Here is a 16151-nt window from a genome sequence, read left to right as displayed (position 1 = left end):
GGACTTGCAGGAAGGGGTGTTAGCTGGTTGCCGGGCTGGGCTTGAGGAGCGGGGAGCCCGGGGCCGGGGCGGCAGAAACGGTCGGCCGGAAGGGTGCCAGAGCGGCGAGGTGCGGGGTGAGGTGCGCGAACTCGGCGCAGACCGCGACGGCTTCGGCTGGGGTCATGGCGGGGGTGCGGATGCGGGACCAGCCGCCGGAGGAGTCGCCGGCCACCGCGACGCCGGGGCGGTCCGGGGGGATGGTGGTGGCGGCGAAGACGGCTTCGGGGGCGATGTCGCCGAGTGCCATTTCGGCGGTCTGCTTGTCGTTGACCCGGTGCACCACACGCCCGGTGAGCTGTGCGCGCAGGGCGGTCGCGCCCTTGCCGAGGTCGGAGCCGAAACGCTGTCCGCAGACCTCCAGGAAGATCCCGACCGCGCGGGCCATCTGCGCGAGCCGGATCATCCGCATCACCATCCGGTCCCGCCGCTCCTCGTCCTTCTTCGCGGCGACGAGGAACAGCTCAGCGACCTCGTCGACCAGGACGACCAGCGGCACCGGCCGCACCTTCGTCGGCAGGCCCCACAGGTCCGAGACACCATGAGAGCTGAGGATGTCGAAGCGTTCCTCCATCTCGCCCACGAGGGCTTCCAGCAGGCCGTCAGCCTCGTCCGGGGTGATCGCGAGGGCGGAGAGGCGGGGTGCGTAGCCGCGCTGTTCGACACCCCGTTTGCAGTCGATGCCGACCAGGCCGACCGGGAGCTTGGCCAGGCCGGAGATGAGGTTGCGCTGATACATCGACTTGCCCGACTGGTTCGCACCGACCGTCAGGGCGTGCGGGACCTTCTGGTAGTCCCGGACGAACGCCGTACCGTCCTCCCGCAGCGCCACCGGCACGACCAGCGGACCGGCGGTGGTGTTGCGCGGGAGCCGGCGGGGCATCTTCACGCGACGCAGGACGTCGTAGCCGGTCATCCGCAGTTCCACGAACCCGGGCTTCACCTCGACCACATGGACGGAGTGGACGCCCCAGGCGTGGCGGAGCCGTTCGGAGGCGGCGGACACGTCAGCCGGTTCCAGACCGGCGGGAAGGCGAAGCGTCGCCCGCATGCCCGTGGTGGAGTAGCGGACGCGGCGAACCTGCGGGGGAACGGGCTGGACTTCCTGGCGGGCGACGTTGCGGACCATGAACGCCCGCAGGCGGGACGGCTGGACCGTCAGCCCGCACACATCCATCGTCGCCCGGTACGTGACCGAGAAGCGGACCCGGGCGACCGGGGCGCCGACCAGCGACCAGAACACCCGAGGGGAGCGGGCCTTCGCGTAGCCGAGGCCACCGGCGGCCGATAAGGCCCCCGCAACCTCGATCACCGTGGACAGGTCCGACATGATCAGGCCCCCAGCGGCGTCACAGCGACCGCGCGGAACGAAATGCCGTGCCGGGTCTGGCCGTTGAAGGTGTTCTCCCAGTCCCGGGCCTTGAGGCCGACGACCGTGACCGGGGTGCCGGGGGCCAGGTTCTCCGGGACGCCCGTGTTCGGCACGGTCACCTGGTAGAGGTTGCCCTCTCCCTCGTCCGCGACCAGCAGGCCCACCGTCGCGAGCGGGGCACCGGTCTCCCGGTCGATCGCGATCTCACCGGTCTGCTTGCTCACGAGCTTCGGCGTCGGAGGCGTCGCCACGAACACGACAGCGGTCGAAACGTCGATCTTGAAGGACGGCATCTGATACTCCCTGGATTGAGTGGAGCAGCCCAAAGAGGGCCCTCAACGTTCGCTGTCCTGGGACTGCGAACCGCTAAGCAAGACTATGGACCGCAGTCCTGGGACTGTCAACAGTCCTGGGACTGTGTTTGACTTAGCTCCGACGAGAGGAGTTCGGGATGACGCCCAAGTGGCGAGAGCTGGCAGACAAGCTGGCTGATCAGATCAAGGCAGGTGAGTACGGTCCGGGCGCGCAGCTCCCGCATATTCGGGACTTGGTTGACGCCGGCGAGGGCTCTAAGTCCACGGTTCACGCCGCCTATAAGGCTCTTGAAGCCGAAGGTCTGGTCACGTCATCCCGAGGACACGGCACGGTGGTACGCCAGCAGGTACCGCTCAAGCGGTTGGGTATCGCCCGGTACGACAAGGCCAAGTGGCGCGACGGTGACGAGGTGGCGTTCATCGCGGACCGCGTGGCATCCGGACGCACCTATCGGCGCAATGAACAGACGCAGACGGTGAGTCTTGTTGAGGCCCCGCCTTCCGTGGCGGCAGCACACGGCCTCTCGGAGGGAGCGGAGGTCTACGCCCGAGCCCGGTTGGTGAAGGAGGGGGAGCAGCCGACGCACACCTTGACCAGTTACTACCGGCCTGAGCATGTCGAAGGCACCCGCTTGGTCGATCCGACGCCTGGCCCGGCCGGCCGGGGCGGTGGGTTCCGTGTGCTCTACGACGCGGGGTACGAGATCGACCACATGAAGGAAGAGATCTTCGCCCGCGCTGCTACCTCAGGCGAGGTGAAGATCTTGCAACTACCGCCGGGCGAACCCGTTGTCGAGCTGCATCGAACCACCTACACCGCCGATGGCACGGTGGTGGAGTTCGCCATCGGTGTACACGCAGCTTCGCGCTTCGCCTGGGAATACGACTTCAAGGTTCCGGACTCAGCGAGGGAAGCGGAAGCGGAGTGATGATCTCAGAGCAGGTGTGGGGCGATACGCGGGTCCTGTGGGACTACCACCAGATGGGGCACGCGCTTCGTCCGTGCTCGGTGGCGATCGGGCTGGGCAGCCACGACCTAGGTGTGGCAGACACAGCGGTGGCCGCGTACCACAAGGGCACAGTTCCACTGCTCTTGTTCACCGGAGCGAGCAGCCCCACGACTCGGGAGCGCATGCCGCGCGGCGAAGCGGTCCACTACAGGGAAAGAGCCCTGGAGCTGGGTGTTCCCGCATCTGCCGTGCTCGTTGAGCCGAAAGCGCGCAACACCGGCGAGAACATTCGCTTCTCTAAGGCTGTGCTCGAAGAGGCCCGGGTCGAGGTGTCGAGCGTTCTGTTGATCAGCAAGCCGTACGAGGAAAGGCGTGCGTACGCCACGGCGCGCAAGCTCTGGCCCGAGGTCGAGATCGTCAGCGCGTCGTCTCCAATGTCGCTGAGCCAGTACGTGGACTCGATCGGGGACGCCCGTCTGGTGATTGACATGCTTGTGGGCGCACTCCAGCGGTTGCTCATCTATCCGGCCCAGGGGTTCATGATTCACGAGCCGGTCCCGGGCGATGTGCTGGAAGCTTATGAGCGCCTGTGTCTAGCAGGGTTCACGAGCCGACTCCTCCCTTCTGACTGACGCGGCCCCATCAGGAGTCATGCTGGAGGCCGTTCCGTCAGACTGCGTCAGTCCAGGAACGCTGATCGCGAGCCACGGCATACACAGCGTCGACTTGTTCCGGACTCAAAACACCAGTCAGAGGGCTCAGTGCGGACAGTTCTCGATTCTCGATGGCCCGCACGTCTTGCAATGAGGGTTGCACGGTAAGTTTGGCTGGCTTGACGAAGACAAGCACGGGGGCCACTTCGACTGCGAACCCGCACCCGCGATGGAGCACCTTCTTGACGACGGCTGCCTCACGCCGACTGCTACGAGGGTAGGGCCGACCCTTCCCGTGATTGATCCGGGCGACATGGTCACCGACCCATACGGTCTTGCCACGGTGGTGCTTCGTGTTGATCGAGAAGACTCCGCCAGGCCCAATGAGCAGATGATCGATATCCCATGTTGGGGACAGCGGTATGGAGTGAAGTGTGCGCCAGCCGTGCCGGCGGAGTCGTGTCAGCTCGCGACTGACTATGCGTTCGCCACGTAGTCCCGTCCTCCAGGATGCATTCTCGGGGCGACGCAACGCCCACGCGAGAGAGCGTTGGATCAGGCTCGGGCAATCTGCCCTGATCTTGTCTCTCAACGCCTGGCCAGGACGACGTGAAGCTAGGTCGTAGTCGGAGGGTGGGGGAGTCCGCAGCGTCGATGCAGCACCACTAGCCGAAGCGGCCGACCGGATCATGTACGGGGTCAAGGCTTCCAAGATCTGCTGTCGCAGCATCTCGTCAACGACCTCAATGTGTCCCGTGCGCCTGTCGAACCACGCAACAGCTTTGCCATCGGGTGCGTTCACGTAGAGCCGATCCAGACCGTGCCGCTTCCACTCCGACACCCGTAACGCAACCATGCTCGCCCCCACCGATCAGGTACACCAGGCCCCCATAGGAGCAGGAGCGAACCCAACGCCACAAGGTCGCCTAGCTGTCGAGCCATGCAGGGTTGTTACAGGTTTCTCTACCTCATCAAGGCACCCGGCTGCGCTCCGCTCCGCCGGGCGCGCTTCCCGGCTCTGGCTGCGCCCGCGCTCCTGCCTTCGGCCCGCTCGGCGCTGCCGCCGCCGACGCGCGCCCACAACTGGATAGGCCCGGGGGCATGAGTCGAGAACCGAGCCCGCGCTTCAAGAGGATGCCTCCGGCGGGGGCGCTCAGACTCCGGGATGGACGGGGCGCCGTTCGCGAGTGCCGGCCGGAGCGGGGCGAGCGTCGTGGTGGCTCCCATCCCGACCACCTTCGACCCAGGCAGAGCCGAGCAGTCGCGGCCCAGGGCGTCAAGGTCGTTCGTACAGTGGCGCGCTCCACCTTGACGCCCTGAACCACGACCGCTCCACGACGTGTGGGTCGAAGGCGGACGGGATGGGAGCCGGGATGGGCCTTGGTGGCGCGTCACTTGACGGGGACTCAGCGGCGGGTGGCGCACTGGTTTGCTTGATCAAAAAGCGTCTACCTTTTCGAAAGGTTCGAAAAACTTCGTGCAGCAAGCGTGATATAGTTCCATGCTGCGTAGCGCATTATCTCCTTAATTTTCCAGTGGATGGGAAAAGCTGTGGACACCAGGCTGGCTGAGATCAAAAAGGCCCTAGGGGAGCCGTATTACGAGGCTTCGGATACTCTTCTGTATCACGGTGACAGCCTGGATCTCCTGAAATCAATTCCCTCTCAGATCTTCGATCTCACCGTGACCAGCCCTCCCTACAACATCGGCAAAGAGTACGAAAATGTACTGACCGTTGATGGTTATGTTTCATGGTGTGAAGCGTGGATGACGCATGTACACGAGGTTACTCGCGAGGGCGGGGCATTTTGGCTTAATGTAGGGTATATTCCGGTGCCTGGCCAGGGGAAAGCTGTTCCAATTCCCTACCTCCTGTGGAATAAGAGCCCTTTCTACATGATCCAGGAAGTTGTTTGGAATTACGGTGCCGGAGTCGCTTCGCGGAAGTCTTTCTCTCCTCGGAATGAAAAGTTCCTCTGGTATGTAAGAGACCCCGAGAACTACTATTTCGATCTTGACTCTGTGCGAGACCCGAACGTCAAGTATCCTAATCAAAAGAAGAACGGGAAACTTAAGTGCAATCCACTGGGAAAGAATCCCACCGACGTGTGGCAGTTCCCGAAGGTTACGTCGGGGGCTAAGCGTTCGAGCGTCGAGCGCACCGCGCACCCGGCCCAATTTCCCGTTGCTGTAATTGAGCGCATTATTAAGGCCTGCAGCCCGTCGGATGGTCTAGTGTTCGACCCATTTCTTGGCTCGGGGACAACGGCAGTTGTAGCTCGCGCGCAAGGCCGCTGTAGTGTAGGCATTGAAATGCGAGAAGACTACCTCGATATTGCAGCGAGTCGACTAGAGTCGGGCGCTCCTTCTCTCTTCTAATAAGTAAGCCCCCAACTCGAATTAACGAGTTGGGGGCGCGGCTTAAATCTCCCGAGGGTATATCGTGAGAAGCTGATTGTTAGCTACAACGGCGGGCAGTGACGATTGCTGCCCTGTCTGGGATCTTTGAGCTACCCAATCCGTGTGGTCCAGCCACCCGTAGCGAATCAGCCTAATGCGGGGTAGTCTCCCGCGTGCATCGCTCCACTTTTCGAAATTGACAGCCACGTAGTAGCCATCCTTGGCCTTTTTTCCTCTTCCCGGATTATCGACGCCGAAACTACGGTTTCCGAAAATTTGATCCTTATGGGACGAGGTTTTGATTTCAATAGAAAAACTCTGATCTGGTACGTAGACGAGATCCTTTTCGCTTGAGTCCAAGTCGGCCCGCCAGCCAGGATCGCCCTTGGCGAGTTCAAGAGGGATAAGCGCGTGAAGGAAGAATCCCATGATTTGTGGCGTCGGCTCAATTTCTCGGCCGATGTGAAATCCACTTCCTAGCCGTGACTCAAAGATGGAGTCCCACGATGAGAGCACTGCGTTGACGAGGGTCTCACCACTGAGTGGCTGCGCCGCGAGGAGACTCCGCGTTACGTCCGACCAATCAGCAATCTCTACCCCAAAATATGGCGAATCGGGCAATTTCGTGCGCATGGCTGCGCTGCCGGCTCGTCGGCCGCTTCTGGCTTCACGTACCCACGTGGGGAACTCTGCGTCGATCACGCCGCCAGGGAACCACAATCTCGGCCCCGTTGACCCCTGAATCGCAAAGCGGTGCTCAGGTTTGCGAGCCTAGGTCGTAGGTCAGTCTTGGTGCCGCAGGTGCTCCTGACATCGACAATTGACATCAACCGCAGCAGACTTCAGCGCACGGGCACGGCCTGTCATAGATCGCAACTGCTCAGAGTTTCCTCCAGTTGCATCCCCCAGCCACTCGCGTGTTCGAACTTACAAAGCAGATGTCGGCGGTTCGAAACCGTCCGCGCCCACCGTGTGAAGTGCCAAGGCCCCGACCGTCACGGTCGGGGCCTTCGCATGTGCGCGGCGGACTCCCACCGCCTCTTTTCCCGTCCGCCGGGCCGCCGTGGTGAGCGAGTGCCCGGGTGGGGCGCACACTGGGGGCATGGCCCTACCCAGAACGCATCACTGCTCGGCCTGTTCGGACGGCTCCGCAACCGACGTAACCCTTCACGAGGACCTGGTGATCGGGGCGCCGCTGTCCATGGAGGAGCTGACCGACGCGCAGCGTCTCGACCGGTTCGCGCTCAAGTACGCCCACGACGGCTGCCAGGTCAGAGAGGTCCGGCAGGTCCCGCACGACACCCTCAGTGGTTACGCGTGGTCCGTCCGCTTCAGCGAGCGTCCGTAGCGACCGTCGGCGAGGACCTTGGGGGACGGCCGTAGGGGTGTGGCCCGGAATGGCCGCTCCCGGTCCGGCGTTGTGGAGTCGATGACCGAGAACACCGGCGATGATCCGTACGTACCGCCCGAGCACCGGGCGGTACGGCGACGGCTCATGGCCGATCACGCGGACACGAGCGAGCGGATGGCGGCGCTGAGCCGTGACTTCGAGGCCATCGTCGAGGCGAACGCCCTGGTGGCCGTCGACGACGAGCATGACCCCGAGGGGTCCAGTACGGCTTTCGAGCGGGCCCATGTCGCCGCCCTGCTGGCGCAGGCGCGTGAGCACCTGGCCGAGCTGGACCTGGCCGTGGACCGGCTGGAGAACGGGGACTACGGGCGCTGCGAGGTGTGCGGAGAGCCCATTCCGGCCGCTCGCCTGGAGGTGCGGCCGGCGGCCACGACCTGTGTCGGCTGCGCGGGCGCGGAGCGTCGCATGTGAGGGTTGCGGTCGGCAGGACGGGTGCCGTCCGTCGGGCGGAAGACGGAACGGGGAGGGGCACGATCATGGGGCAGACCCTTGCGGAGATCCTGGACGGGGCGGCGCGCGGCCGGTTTCCGGCGCCCGACGGGAGCACCACCGTGGTGGAGGCGCCGAGCGGGCGGGACAGCGGCGTGATCGCCTTCACCGCGCACTCGGTGGTGTTCACCGACGAGGACCCCGCGTGGGTCCGCGCGACCCTGGCGTCCCTCGACTGCGATGCGCTGGCGGCCACGATGCACCCGGGCTTCCTGCACGCGTTCGTGGAGCGGACCGGACGGACCACCGACACGATCGACCTCCTCACGGTCGCGCCCGCTCTGCCCGGTGAACCTCCGCTGGAGCTGCGGGAGGTCACCGATCCGGTTCACCCCCGGGTGGTGAGCGCGCGCAGGAGGCGTGACGGGGTGCGGATGTGGGCGGTCGACGGCGGGGTGCTGGTCCTGGGGCGTGGCGTGGCCGGGCGCTGGGAAGTGGCCGTCGAACTGGACGAGGACGCCCGGCACCGGGGCCTCGGCCGCGCCCTGGCCACCGCCGCTCGCCATCTGGTGCCCGACGGCGAGCCCCTCTGGTCCCAGCAGGCCGCGGGCAACGCGCGCAGCATCAGGGCGTTCCAGGCCGCCGGGTTCCGGCCGGTGGGCTCGGAGGCGTTGCTGGTCGGCCGGTAGGGGCGCGCCTCCGGGCCCCCGACCGGTCTCCTCCCGGGATGCGCTCCCGCGACCCCCAAGGCACCGTGGAGACATGGCCGCGCATCCACCTGTGATCGTCCACCCGCCCTCCGCCACCGGAGCGCGGCGGGTGACCGTGCACGGGCAGATCGTGGGGCTGGCGCACGGGCGGGGCGAGGTGGCCGCGCTGCTGCGGGCCGCGGGGTTCGCCCCCGGGCCGGACGAGGCCGTCGAGTTGGACCGGCCGGGGCTGATCGAATGGCGCGGCGGTGACCTCGACACCTGGAGCCCGGCCGTGAACCCGTGAAGCACCTGGGTGCGGTCCCGTGAGGCGTCACCCGAACGGGTGCGTCCAAGTGGCTGGCCGGACCGGCCGCAGGGAACGTCGGAGCTGATCTGCACGCACCATCAGCGCAGGTCAGGACCGCAGGCGCCCGCGTCTGCCCCGGCCAAGGAGTCCGCATGTCCCAGTCCAGTACACCGACGCCCGGCACCTCCCGCCCCGCCGCGTCCTCCTCGGACAGTGGCTCCGTCAACCCGTGGGCCGGCGGCGGAACGCTGTTCGCCGGTTTCCTGCTCCTCGTCGACGGTGTCCTCGGGGTGATCAAGGGGGTCGCGGGCATCGCCACCAACGATGTGTACGCGGCGGTCGACGACTACGTCTTCAAGTTCAACGTCACCACATGGGGGTGGATCCACCTCATCCTCGGCGTCGTCCTGATCTTCGTCGGCTGGGGCATCCTCAAGGGCGCCACCTGGGCCCGGGCCGTGGGCATCGCCCTCGTCGCCCTGAACCTGATCGCCAACTTCATGTGGCTGCCGTACACGCCGATCTGGGCCATCGTCACCATCGCCATCGACATCTTCATCATCTGGGCCCTGTGCACCGACCGCTCCGAGCCGGTGGTCTGACGTGGCCGACAGCACCGGGACGGGGACCGACAGCACCGGCACGGAGCCCGACGGCACCAGGACGGATCTCGTGGACCTCGCCGCCGAGGCGTACATCTACGGATACCCCCTGGTCTACGACCTCTCCATGGTCGGAACCTCGCTCCACCAGGGGTTCGGAGGGATGGCGGCCACCCCCTTCAACCGGTTCGCCCACTCCGAGCACCTCGCCGACCACCGTACGGAGTTCGTCTCCGTCAACAACGACACCGTCTACTCCATCGCCCAACTCGACCTGTCCGGCGGGCCGCTGCGCCTCCATGTCCCCGACACCGGCGGCGCGTACCACGTGCTCCAGTTCATCGACGCCTGGACGAACAACTTCGCGTACGTCGGCCGACGGGCCACCGGTACCGGCGAGGGCGAGTGGCTGATCGTGCCGCCCGGCTGGGCGGGCAGCGTCCCCGACGGCGTACGCGGGGTCATCGACGCGCCCACCTCCGTGGTGACCGTCGCCGGGCGCAACGCCTGTGACGGCCCCGACGACCTGCCGCGCGTCCGGGCGCTCCAGGAGCGGCTCACCCTCACCCCTCTCGACGGCAGGCCCCACCGCACCGGGCTGCCCGCGCCCGAGCCCGGCGTACCGGAGGAGCTGCGCTTCTTCGAGGAGCTGCGGGTGTGGATGGCCGATTTCCCGCCGTCCGCGGCCGACCAGGCGTACCAGGACCGGTTCCAGCCGCTCGGGCTGCTGGAGGAGGGCCCCTCGCCGTACGTCACCGCCGACCCGGCCCTCGTCGACGCGCTGGTCAAGGGGCAGGAGCGGGGGCGCGCCCGGGTCGAGGGGGTCAGCCGCGCCGGGACGGGCGGCGGGGGCGGGAAGCCGGGGAGCTGGGCCGCGAACCCGCATCTCTTCGACTACAACCTGGACCACTTCGGCGTGGGCACGGTCGACTCGCCCCGGTGGAAGGCCGCCGACCGGGAGGGCTCCTACCTCGGCCGCGCGGTGGCGGCCCGGGTCGCGCTGTGGGGGAACCACGGGTACGAGGCGGTGTACGCGCAGACCTTCCAGGACAGCGAGGGGCGGCAGCTGAACGGGGCGCACTCCTACGTCCTGCGCTTCCCGGAGCCGCCGCCCGTCGAGTCGTTCTGGTCGGTGACGATGTACGGCACCCCGGACTACTACCTCGTCGAGAACCCGGCCGGCCGGTACTCGATCGGGGACCGTACGCCCGGTCTCGTCCACGCGGACGACGGCTCGCTCACCCTGTACCTCTCCCACGACCGGCCCGCCGACCCCGCCCGGGCGGCGAACTGGCTCCCCGCCCCCGCCGGGGACTTCCGGCCCATGCTGCGGCTGTACACACCGGGGGCCGCCGTCCTCGACGGGAGTTACGAGATCCCCGTCATCGTGCGGGACGGCTGACGGGCCGGGGGCGGGCACCGGTCGTCAGGCGGGACGGTGGGGGGCGACGCCGGGCCGTTGTCAGTGGTGCGGTCCACACTGGAGACATGTGCCGCAGCATCAAGACCCTTCGACCGCCCGCCCTCCCCGAAGAGGCCACCGAGGAGGACATGAGGGCCGCAGCCCTTCAGTACGTACGGAAGGTGTCCGGCTTCCGCGCGCCCGCCGCGCACAACCGGGAGGTGTTCGACCGTGCCGTCGACGAGATCACCGAGGCCACGATGAAGCTGCTGGACGGCCTGGAGATACGGGGAGCGGCCGCCCGGAGCACCGTCGAGAGCTGAGCCCGCACGGTGAACGGCCCGGGGAGGAGGACGGCTCGGGGAGCGGACCGCCGGACAGCCGGGAACGGCTCAGGGGGAGACCGGCGCCGGGGACGTGACGGGTGATGTGACCGGTGCGGGGCCGTTCGGCTGGCTGGGGACGTTGCCGGGCGCGATGCCGGAGACGGCGTCGTGGGCGGAATCCTGGCGGGCCGTCCGGGACTTGGCGGCCGGGGTGGGCACGGCTGCCGGTGCGGAGGAGTTCTGGAGCGCCTCCGCCGTGGCCGCCGCCTTCCGCGCGGCGGCCGGGCGCTTCACGACGAACGCGGCCAGCGCGCCCGCCATGAACAGGGCCAGCACCGAGACGGCCGTCCCGAACCAGGTCGACCCGAGCCACCGGCCCCCGAAGTAGCCGAGCCCCACGCTGTAACCCGCCCAGGCCAGGCCCGCCAGGGCCGACCACGGCAGGAAGTCCCGCACCCTGCGGTGGGCGGCGCCCGCCCCGATGGAGACCACCGACCGGCCGGCGGGGGCGAACCGGGCGATGACGACGAGCGCCCCACCGCCCCGGCTCAGCGCCGCGCCGAGACGTTCCTGCGCCTTGGTGAGACGGCGTGAGCGCGCGATCGCCCGGTCCAGCCGGTCGCCACCGCGCCAGGCCAGGCGGTACGCGACGAGGTCGCCGAGCACCGAGGCGGTGGCCGCACAGAGGATGAGGACGACGAGGGAGGGCACTTCACCGGACGGGTTGCCGGCGCCGTTGACGCCGGTGGAGCCGGCGGCGGCCGCGGTGGCGGCGGTGATCACGAGGACACCACTGGGCAGCAGGGGGAGGAAGACGTCCAGCAGCACCGAGACGGCGACCACCACGTAGATCCATGGGCTGCTGGTCAGTGCGGCCACACTCTCAAGCACCCGTCGACTCCCCGATCGTGTCAACGCCGCGACGTCGCAGGGGAGCGGCATGGGCGGCAGGTTCAGCTGTACAGCGTACGCGTGAGGGCTCCGCGCAGATCGCCCAGGGTCGGGTGATGTTGTGCGGGTCATGTACACCTCGCGGGCGGTACGGGCGTTAGGCAGGCCGCAACGACCGGCACGAGCGAGGAGCGGCAGCGCATGGCAGCAGCACAGGTGGGCCCGGACGCGGAGACGGCAGCGGCGGCGGAGGTGGCCGGGGCGGAGCGGGCGTCCCGCGCGCCCGGGACCGTACGGAGGAGGGTGCTGGTGGGGGCGGCGGCCCTGGTGATGCTCACCGGCGGTGTCTCCCTCGCCCATGGCGCGGCGGACGAGTCGGGCGGCGCGCCCGCTCCGGACGGCGGAGGCCACGCGGCCCACAGCACCGGCGCCGGAGAGGCGAGCGGCGCCGAAGAGGCAGGCATGGTCGGCGGCGCCTCGCGGAGCGGCGGGTTCTGGATGCGGGCCGACGGGGTGTTCTCGCCGCCCGGCTCCTTCGTCCCGTCCGACGCGCTGACGTACGACACCGCGCTCGTGCCGGCGTCCGCGCGGATCGAGATCACGCAGTTCGCCGACCGGACCAGCCACCGCGTCGGCACCCGGCTGCGCGGCCTCGTCCCGAACCGTGCGTACGGGATGCACGTGCACACCTCGCCCTGTGCGGCCGATCCCGCGTCGGCGGGGCCGCACTACCAGCACCGCACCTCGGCCACCGCAGACCCGCTCAACGAGGTGTGGCTGGACTTCCGCACCGACGGCAAGGGCAACGGCGAGGCGGAGGCCCGGCACGAATGGGGGTTCCGGGACGGCGGTGCCCGGTCGGTGATCGTCCACGACGCCCAGGGGGGTGCGGGGAAGCGGGTGGCCTGCTTCACGGTGCCGTTCGCGTCCTAGCCGTACTCCCGTACCGAGGCGCGCCCTGGCCGTACTCCCGTACCGAGGTGCGTCCTGGGCGTGGTCCCGCACCGGGGCGCGGGAGTACGGCGGTGCCCCGCCCCTTCGCGACCGTCGCGCGGGGAGCGGGGCACCGTACCGTCCGGGTCCCGGCTACCGGGTCGGCACCGGTGGGGGTGTGCCGGGCCCGGAGCGCCGGGTGTGCCGGCCGATCCCGGGCGTACCCGGGTGTCAGACCGAGACGGCCGTGGCGGGCTCGCGGCGGGACTCCTCGGCGGGGACGCGCTCGGTGCCCGACCCGAAGAACCGGTCCAGGGCCACGGCGCCCGGGCCGGTGAAGACCAGCAGCAGGAACGCCCAGCAGAAGAGGGCCGAGGCCTCGCCGCCGTTGCCGACCGGGGTGAGCGCCTCGGGCTGGTGGACCACGAAGTACGCGTAGGCCATCGACCCGGAGGCGAGGAAGGCGGCGATACGGGTGCCGAGGCCGAGGGCGACCAGGGTGCCGCAGACCAGCTGGATCAGGGCCGCGTACCAGCCCGGCCAGGCTCCGACCTCCGGCTCACGGCCGCCGAAGATGCCGAAGATGCTGGAGGCGCCGTGGATGGCGAAGATCAGGCCGATGACGAAGCGGAAGAGGCCGAGCGCATAGGGCTGGGCCCCGTTCAGGCGACTGGACATGGGGGGTGGGCTCCTTCGGTCTGGGTGGGGACGTGAACCGACTGAGCGCCTCAGGTTAGGGAAACCTCACCATTACTTGCAAGTTCAACATTCTGGCGCCTGGCTGAAAACTGACTACGACTCCTGGGTGAGTGAACGCTCAAGAACACTCACCAGCTGGTTGTCGCCGCCGATCGACTTGGCCTGGACCAATGCCAGCGCAGAGTTCCGGCCATGCAGCGTCAACGTCATGAGCTGGTTGCCGAACCAGGGGCCGCCCGCCCTGCTCCAGGTGACCGGTGACGGTTCCGTACGCCCGTGGCGGGTCAGCAGTCGGCCGATGCGCCGGCCCGCCCTGCTCCAGCCGAACCGGAATCCCATCCGGATGGACCGGGGGACCGAGTTGTGCACGGGGGAACACGTCAGCTGGAGAACGCGGGCCTCCGGGGCGCCGCCGGGGGTGGCGTCGGGCCAGTGCGGCTCGGCGATGTAGGCGTGGTGCACGTCCCCGGACAGCACACATACCGTCGCCGGGGCGTCCGGCCCGCTCCCGGCGCGGCGGAGCAACTCCGTGAACCGGCCGAAGGATTCGGGGAACGCGGCCCAGTGCTCCAGATCGGCCGCCCGGCGCACCTTCTCGCCGAAGCGCGCCCAGCGCCCGCCGCGAACTCCCGCGCACAGGGCCGCGTTCCAGGTCTCCACATCGTGGACGAGCGGCGGCAGCAGCCACGGCAACGAGCTGCCGATCAGCAGATGGTCGTACGCGGAGGGGTCCTCCAGCACCTTCTCCCGGAGCCAGCGGGCCTCGCCGTCGTCCAGCATCGCCCGCCGCCCCTCGGCCAGGACGCGGGCCGCCCGGGTGTCCACCATGAGCAGTTGTACTCGGCCGAAAATGCGCTGGTAGCTCCAGCGGGTCCGGGCCGGATCGGCGTCGGTCTCCGCGGCGAAGCGGCGCAGGGTCTCGGTGCCGTCGGGAGCGGCCCGCACCGCGGCGTACAGGGGATCTTCCGCCAGCTCGGCCGGGGAGAGGTTGCCCAGGTGCTGGTAGACCCAGTACGACATCAGTCCGCTGACGATCCGCTCGTGCCACCAGGGCGTGGCGCGCATCCGCTCCTGCCAGGCGGCGCTGGTGTTCCAGTCGTCGATGACGTCGTGGTCGTCGAAGATGGCGCAGCTCGGCACGGTGGAGAGCAGCCAGCGCACCTCGGGGTCGCGCCACGATTCGTCGTACAGGCAGGTGTACTCCTCGTAGTCCGCGACCTCCGCGCCCGGCGGCTCCCGCAGATCGCGCCGGGCCGCCAGCCTCCGCCGCGTCGCCGCCGACGTCTCGTCCGCGTACACCTGGTCGCCGAGCAGGAGGAGGACATCGGGGCGCTCGGCGGCCGGGTCGGCGGCGAGATGGGCGGCCAGGGTGACCAGCGCGTCCGGGCCCGCCGGGTCGTGCCCGTCGCCGGGGGCGGCGGCCCAGCGGCACGAGCCGAACGAGATCCGGACCCCGGGCCCCTCCGCCGCGGCCGGCCCGACCGGGGGCGTGGTGATGGTGCTCGGCGGGAGGCGGGAGTTCTCGGGCGGCCACACCCGCCGCTCCCCGATCACCACCTCGTACGCTGTCGTGGTGCCGGGCGTCAGCCCCTCCACGACCACCAGCGCGTAGTGGTGCCCGCCCACCGAGAAGGTCGGGGACACCCCCGAGGCGCCGTCCGCGCACCGGACCTCCACGGTGCACGGACGGCTCGCCTCGACCCAGACGGTCGCGGTGGACCCCGACTCCCAGTCGACGTACCGCAGCAGTGGCCCCAGACGCAGTCCGGCCATGTCGTGCCCTCCTCGCGCCTATGTCACGGACGGGCTCCGTAACGTACAGAACGAAGGGGGAGGGTGCACGCGTTCCGGGGGGTCATGGCTGGTGGGCGTCTCTCAGCAGCCGTTCAGGGCTGTTTGCAGGGCGCTCTTCTCGGCCGAGTCCACGCTCAGGCCGTAGTAGTGCTTCACGTGCACCCAGGCGCGGATGTAGGTGCACTTGTACGCCGCGCGCGGGGGCAGCCACTTGGCCGGGTCCTTGTCGCCCTTGGCCTGGTTGACGTTGTCGGTGACCGCGATGAGCTGGGGGCGGGTCAGGTCGTTGGCGAAGGACTGGCGCCGGGCGTTGGTCCAGCTGCTCGCACCGGAGCGCCAGGCCTCGGCGAGCGGGACCATGTGGTCGATGTCGACGTCGGACGCGGCGCTCCAGGTGGCGCCGTCGTACTGCGAGTACCAGCTGCCGCTGACGGCGGCGCAGGAGGCGTCCTGCTGGACGTTGGTGCCGTCGCGCTTGAGGACCACCTCGCGGGTGTTGCAGGTGCCCGACTGGGTGATCCAGTGCGGGAACTTGTCGCGGCTGTAGCCGCTGGACGAGCCCTCGGCGCTGACCGTGAGCTGGCCGAGGTAGGTACGGGCCGTCGCCGCGCTGACCGGGGTGGGGAGGGCGGCCTGGGCGGTCGGGGCGGTGAGCAGGACGGAGGTGGCGGCGAGGGTGGCGGTCGCGGCGGCGACGGCCGAGCGACGCGCGTAGATACCGAACATGCGAACTCCCTTTGTGTGGGGGGTGCTTGGGCGGGCGGCATGTGAAGCCCGGCCAGCGTGTCGGCGCCAGGTTTCTGGGGGGTGGGCACCAGGTAACAGGGTGACGACATGTTCACGTCACATCAAGAGGTGTGACGGGGCGTGTGGGAGTGAACCGACGGCCCGGCGTGTGAAGGGAGTTGCGCGCACAGGCGGCGGTCGGGGTGTTTGC

General features: G+C 68.6%; 19 protein-coding genes. 11 read left to right on the top strand and 8 right to left on the bottom strand.

Annotation, left to right across the window (positions count from 1 at the left end; translation table 11 throughout):
• Positions 1 to 19: 19 nt before the first annotated feature.
• Entirely contained in the window at positions 20 to 1369 is a 1350-nt protein-coding gene (locus tag GTY67_RS08395; RefSeq protein WP_161278264.1) for an FtsK/SpoIIIE domain-containing protein, read from the bottom strand.
• A gap of 2 nt (positions 1370 to 1371) precedes the next feature.
• Positions 1372 to 1704 (bottom strand): hypothetical protein, encoded by a 333-nt coding sequence (locus GTY67_RS08390; protein ID WP_007452857.1) that lies wholly within the window; start codon positions 1702 to 1704, stop codon positions 1372 to 1374.
• 158 nt (positions 1705 to 1862) lie between these two features.
• Between GTY67_RS08390 and GTY67_RS08385 the strand changes: the two genes are divergently transcribed.
• Together GTY67_RS08385 and GTY67_RS08380 are read left to right on the top strand one after the other, a co-directional pair.
• Positions 1863 to 2654: a GntR family transcriptional regulator gene (locus tag GTY67_RS08385; protein ID WP_161278263.1), complete on the top strand. Its 792-nt coding sequence runs from the start codon at positions 1863 to 1865 to the stop codon at positions 2652 to 2654.
• A complete protein-coding gene (locus GTY67_RS08380) occupies positions 2654 to 3307 on the top strand; it encodes a YdcF family protein (RefSeq protein ID WP_161278262.1) in 654 nt (217 codons plus the stop codon). Before GTY67_RS08385 ends, GTY67_RS08380 begins: the two co-directional genes overlap by 1 nt.
• Before the next feature lie 37 nt (positions 3308 to 3344).
• Here GTY67_RS08380 and GTY67_RS08375 read toward each other — a convergent pair whose 3' ends face one another.
• Entirely contained in the window at positions 3345 to 4019 is a 675-nt protein-coding gene (locus GTY67_RS08375; RefSeq protein WP_237502726.1) for a nuclease-related domain-containing protein, read from the bottom strand.
• An 860-nt stretch (positions 4020 to 4879) separates the two neighbouring features.
• Between GTY67_RS08375 and GTY67_RS08370 the strand changes: the two genes are divergently transcribed.
• Entirely contained in the window at positions 4880 to 5707 is an 828-nt protein-coding gene (locus GTY67_RS08370; protein ID WP_202461367.1) for a site-specific DNA-methyltransferase, read from the top strand.
• A 42-nt stretch (positions 5708 to 5749) separates the two neighbouring features.
• On the opposite strand, the gene GTY67_RS08365 is transcribed toward GTY67_RS08370, so the two are convergent.
• On the bottom strand, positions 5750 to 6430 hold the full coding sequence (locus GTY67_RS08365; RefSeq protein WP_202461366.1) for a ScaI family restriction endonuclease: 681 nt from the start codon (positions 6428 to 6430) through the stop codon (positions 5750 to 5752).
• A gap of 400 nt (positions 6431 to 6830) precedes the next feature.
• Between GTY67_RS08365 and GTY67_RS08360 the strand changes: the two genes are divergently transcribed.
• From GTY67_RS08360 to GTY67_RS08330, 7 genes are all read left to right on the top strand, one after another.
• Positions 6831 to 7076 (top strand): hypothetical protein, encoded by a 246-nt coding sequence (locus GTY67_RS08360; protein WP_202461365.1) that lies wholly within the window; start codon positions 6831 to 6833, stop codon positions 7074 to 7076.
• Positions 7077 to 7157: 81 nt separating this feature from the next.
• Positions 7158 to 7550: a TraR/DksA C4-type zinc finger protein gene (locus GTY67_RS08355; protein WP_176727605.1), complete on the top strand. Its 393-nt coding sequence runs from the start codon at positions 7158 to 7160 to the stop codon at positions 7548 to 7550.
• 65 nt (positions 7551 to 7615) lie between these two features.
• Positions 7616 to 8257, top strand: a complete 642-nt coding sequence (locus tag GTY67_RS08350) for a GNAT family N-acetyltransferase (protein WP_161278259.1) — start codon at positions 7616 to 7618, stop codon at positions 8255 to 8257.
• A 73-nt stretch (positions 8258 to 8330) separates the two neighbouring features.
• Positions 8331 to 8564 carry a hypothetical protein gene (locus tag GTY67_RS08345; protein ID WP_093693945.1) on the top strand — a complete coding sequence of 78 codons (234 nt, stop codon included), beginning with the start codon at positions 8331 to 8333 and terminating at the stop codon, positions 8562 to 8564.
• Between the two features lie 155 nt (positions 8565 to 8719).
• Entirely contained in the window at positions 8720 to 9169 is a 450-nt protein-coding gene (locus GTY67_RS08340) for a hypothetical protein (RefSeq protein WP_161278258.1), read from the top strand.
• A gap of 70 nt (positions 9170 to 9239) precedes the next feature.
• Positions 9240 to 10571 (top strand): DUF1254 domain-containing protein, encoded by a 1332-nt coding sequence (locus GTY67_RS08335; protein ID WP_161279995.1) that lies wholly within the window; start codon positions 9240 to 9242, stop codon positions 10569 to 10571.
• Positions 10572 to 10657: 86 nt separating this feature from the next.
• The gene (locus GTY67_RS08330; protein ID WP_161278257.1) at positions 10658 to 10894 is read left to right on the top strand and encodes a DUF2277 domain-containing protein; all 237 of its coding nucleotides are present in this window, start codon (positions 10658 to 10660) and stop codon (positions 10892 to 10894) included.
• Between the two features lie 69 nt (positions 10895 to 10963).
• Here the strand turns inward: GTY67_RS08330 and GTY67_RS08325 are convergent, their stop codons facing one another.
• On the bottom strand, positions 10964 to 11788 hold the full coding sequence (locus GTY67_RS08325) for a VTT domain-containing protein (RefSeq protein WP_161278256.1): 825 nt from the start codon (positions 11786 to 11788) through the stop codon (positions 10964 to 10966).
• A gap of 309 nt (positions 11789 to 12097) precedes the next feature.
• Here GTY67_RS08325 and GTY67_RS08320 point away from each other — a divergent pair, with 309 nt between their 5' ends.
• On the top strand, positions 12098 to 12721 hold the full coding sequence (locus tag GTY67_RS08320; RefSeq protein ID WP_161279994.1) for a superoxide dismutase family protein: 624 nt from the start codon (positions 12098 to 12100) through the stop codon (positions 12719 to 12721).
• Positions 12722 to 12952: 231 nt separating this feature from the next.
• Here the strand turns inward: GTY67_RS08320 and GTY67_RS08315 are convergent, their stop codons facing one another.
• The 3 genes from GTY67_RS08315 to GTY67_RS08305 all read right to left on the bottom strand — a co-directional run bounded on the left by GTY67_RS08315 (position 12953) and on the right by GTY67_RS08305 (position 15940).
• Positions 12953 to 13399 (bottom strand): DoxX family protein, encoded by a 447-nt coding sequence (locus GTY67_RS08315; protein ID WP_093693949.1) that lies wholly within the window; start codon positions 13397 to 13399, stop codon positions 12953 to 12955.
• Positions 13400 to 13513: 114 nt separating this feature from the next.
• Positions 13514 to 15193 carry an alkaline phosphatase D family protein gene (locus tag GTY67_RS08310; RefSeq protein WP_161278255.1) on the bottom strand — a complete coding sequence of 560 codons (1680 nt, stop codon included), beginning with the start codon at positions 15191 to 15193 and terminating at the stop codon, positions 13514 to 13516.
• Positions 15194 to 15295: 102 nt separating this feature from the next.
• Entirely contained in the window at positions 15296 to 15940 is a 645-nt protein-coding gene (locus tag GTY67_RS08305; RefSeq protein ID WP_161278254.1) for an HNH endonuclease family protein, read from the bottom strand.
• Between the last annotated feature and the right edge of the window lie 211 nt (positions 15941 to 16151).

It is taken from the genome of Streptomyces sp. SID8374, assembly GCF_009865135.1.
GTDB lineage: Bacteria > Actinomycetota > Actinomycetes > Streptomycetales > Streptomycetaceae > Streptomyces.
This window is presented reverse-complemented; position numbering and strand designations above follow the sequence as displayed.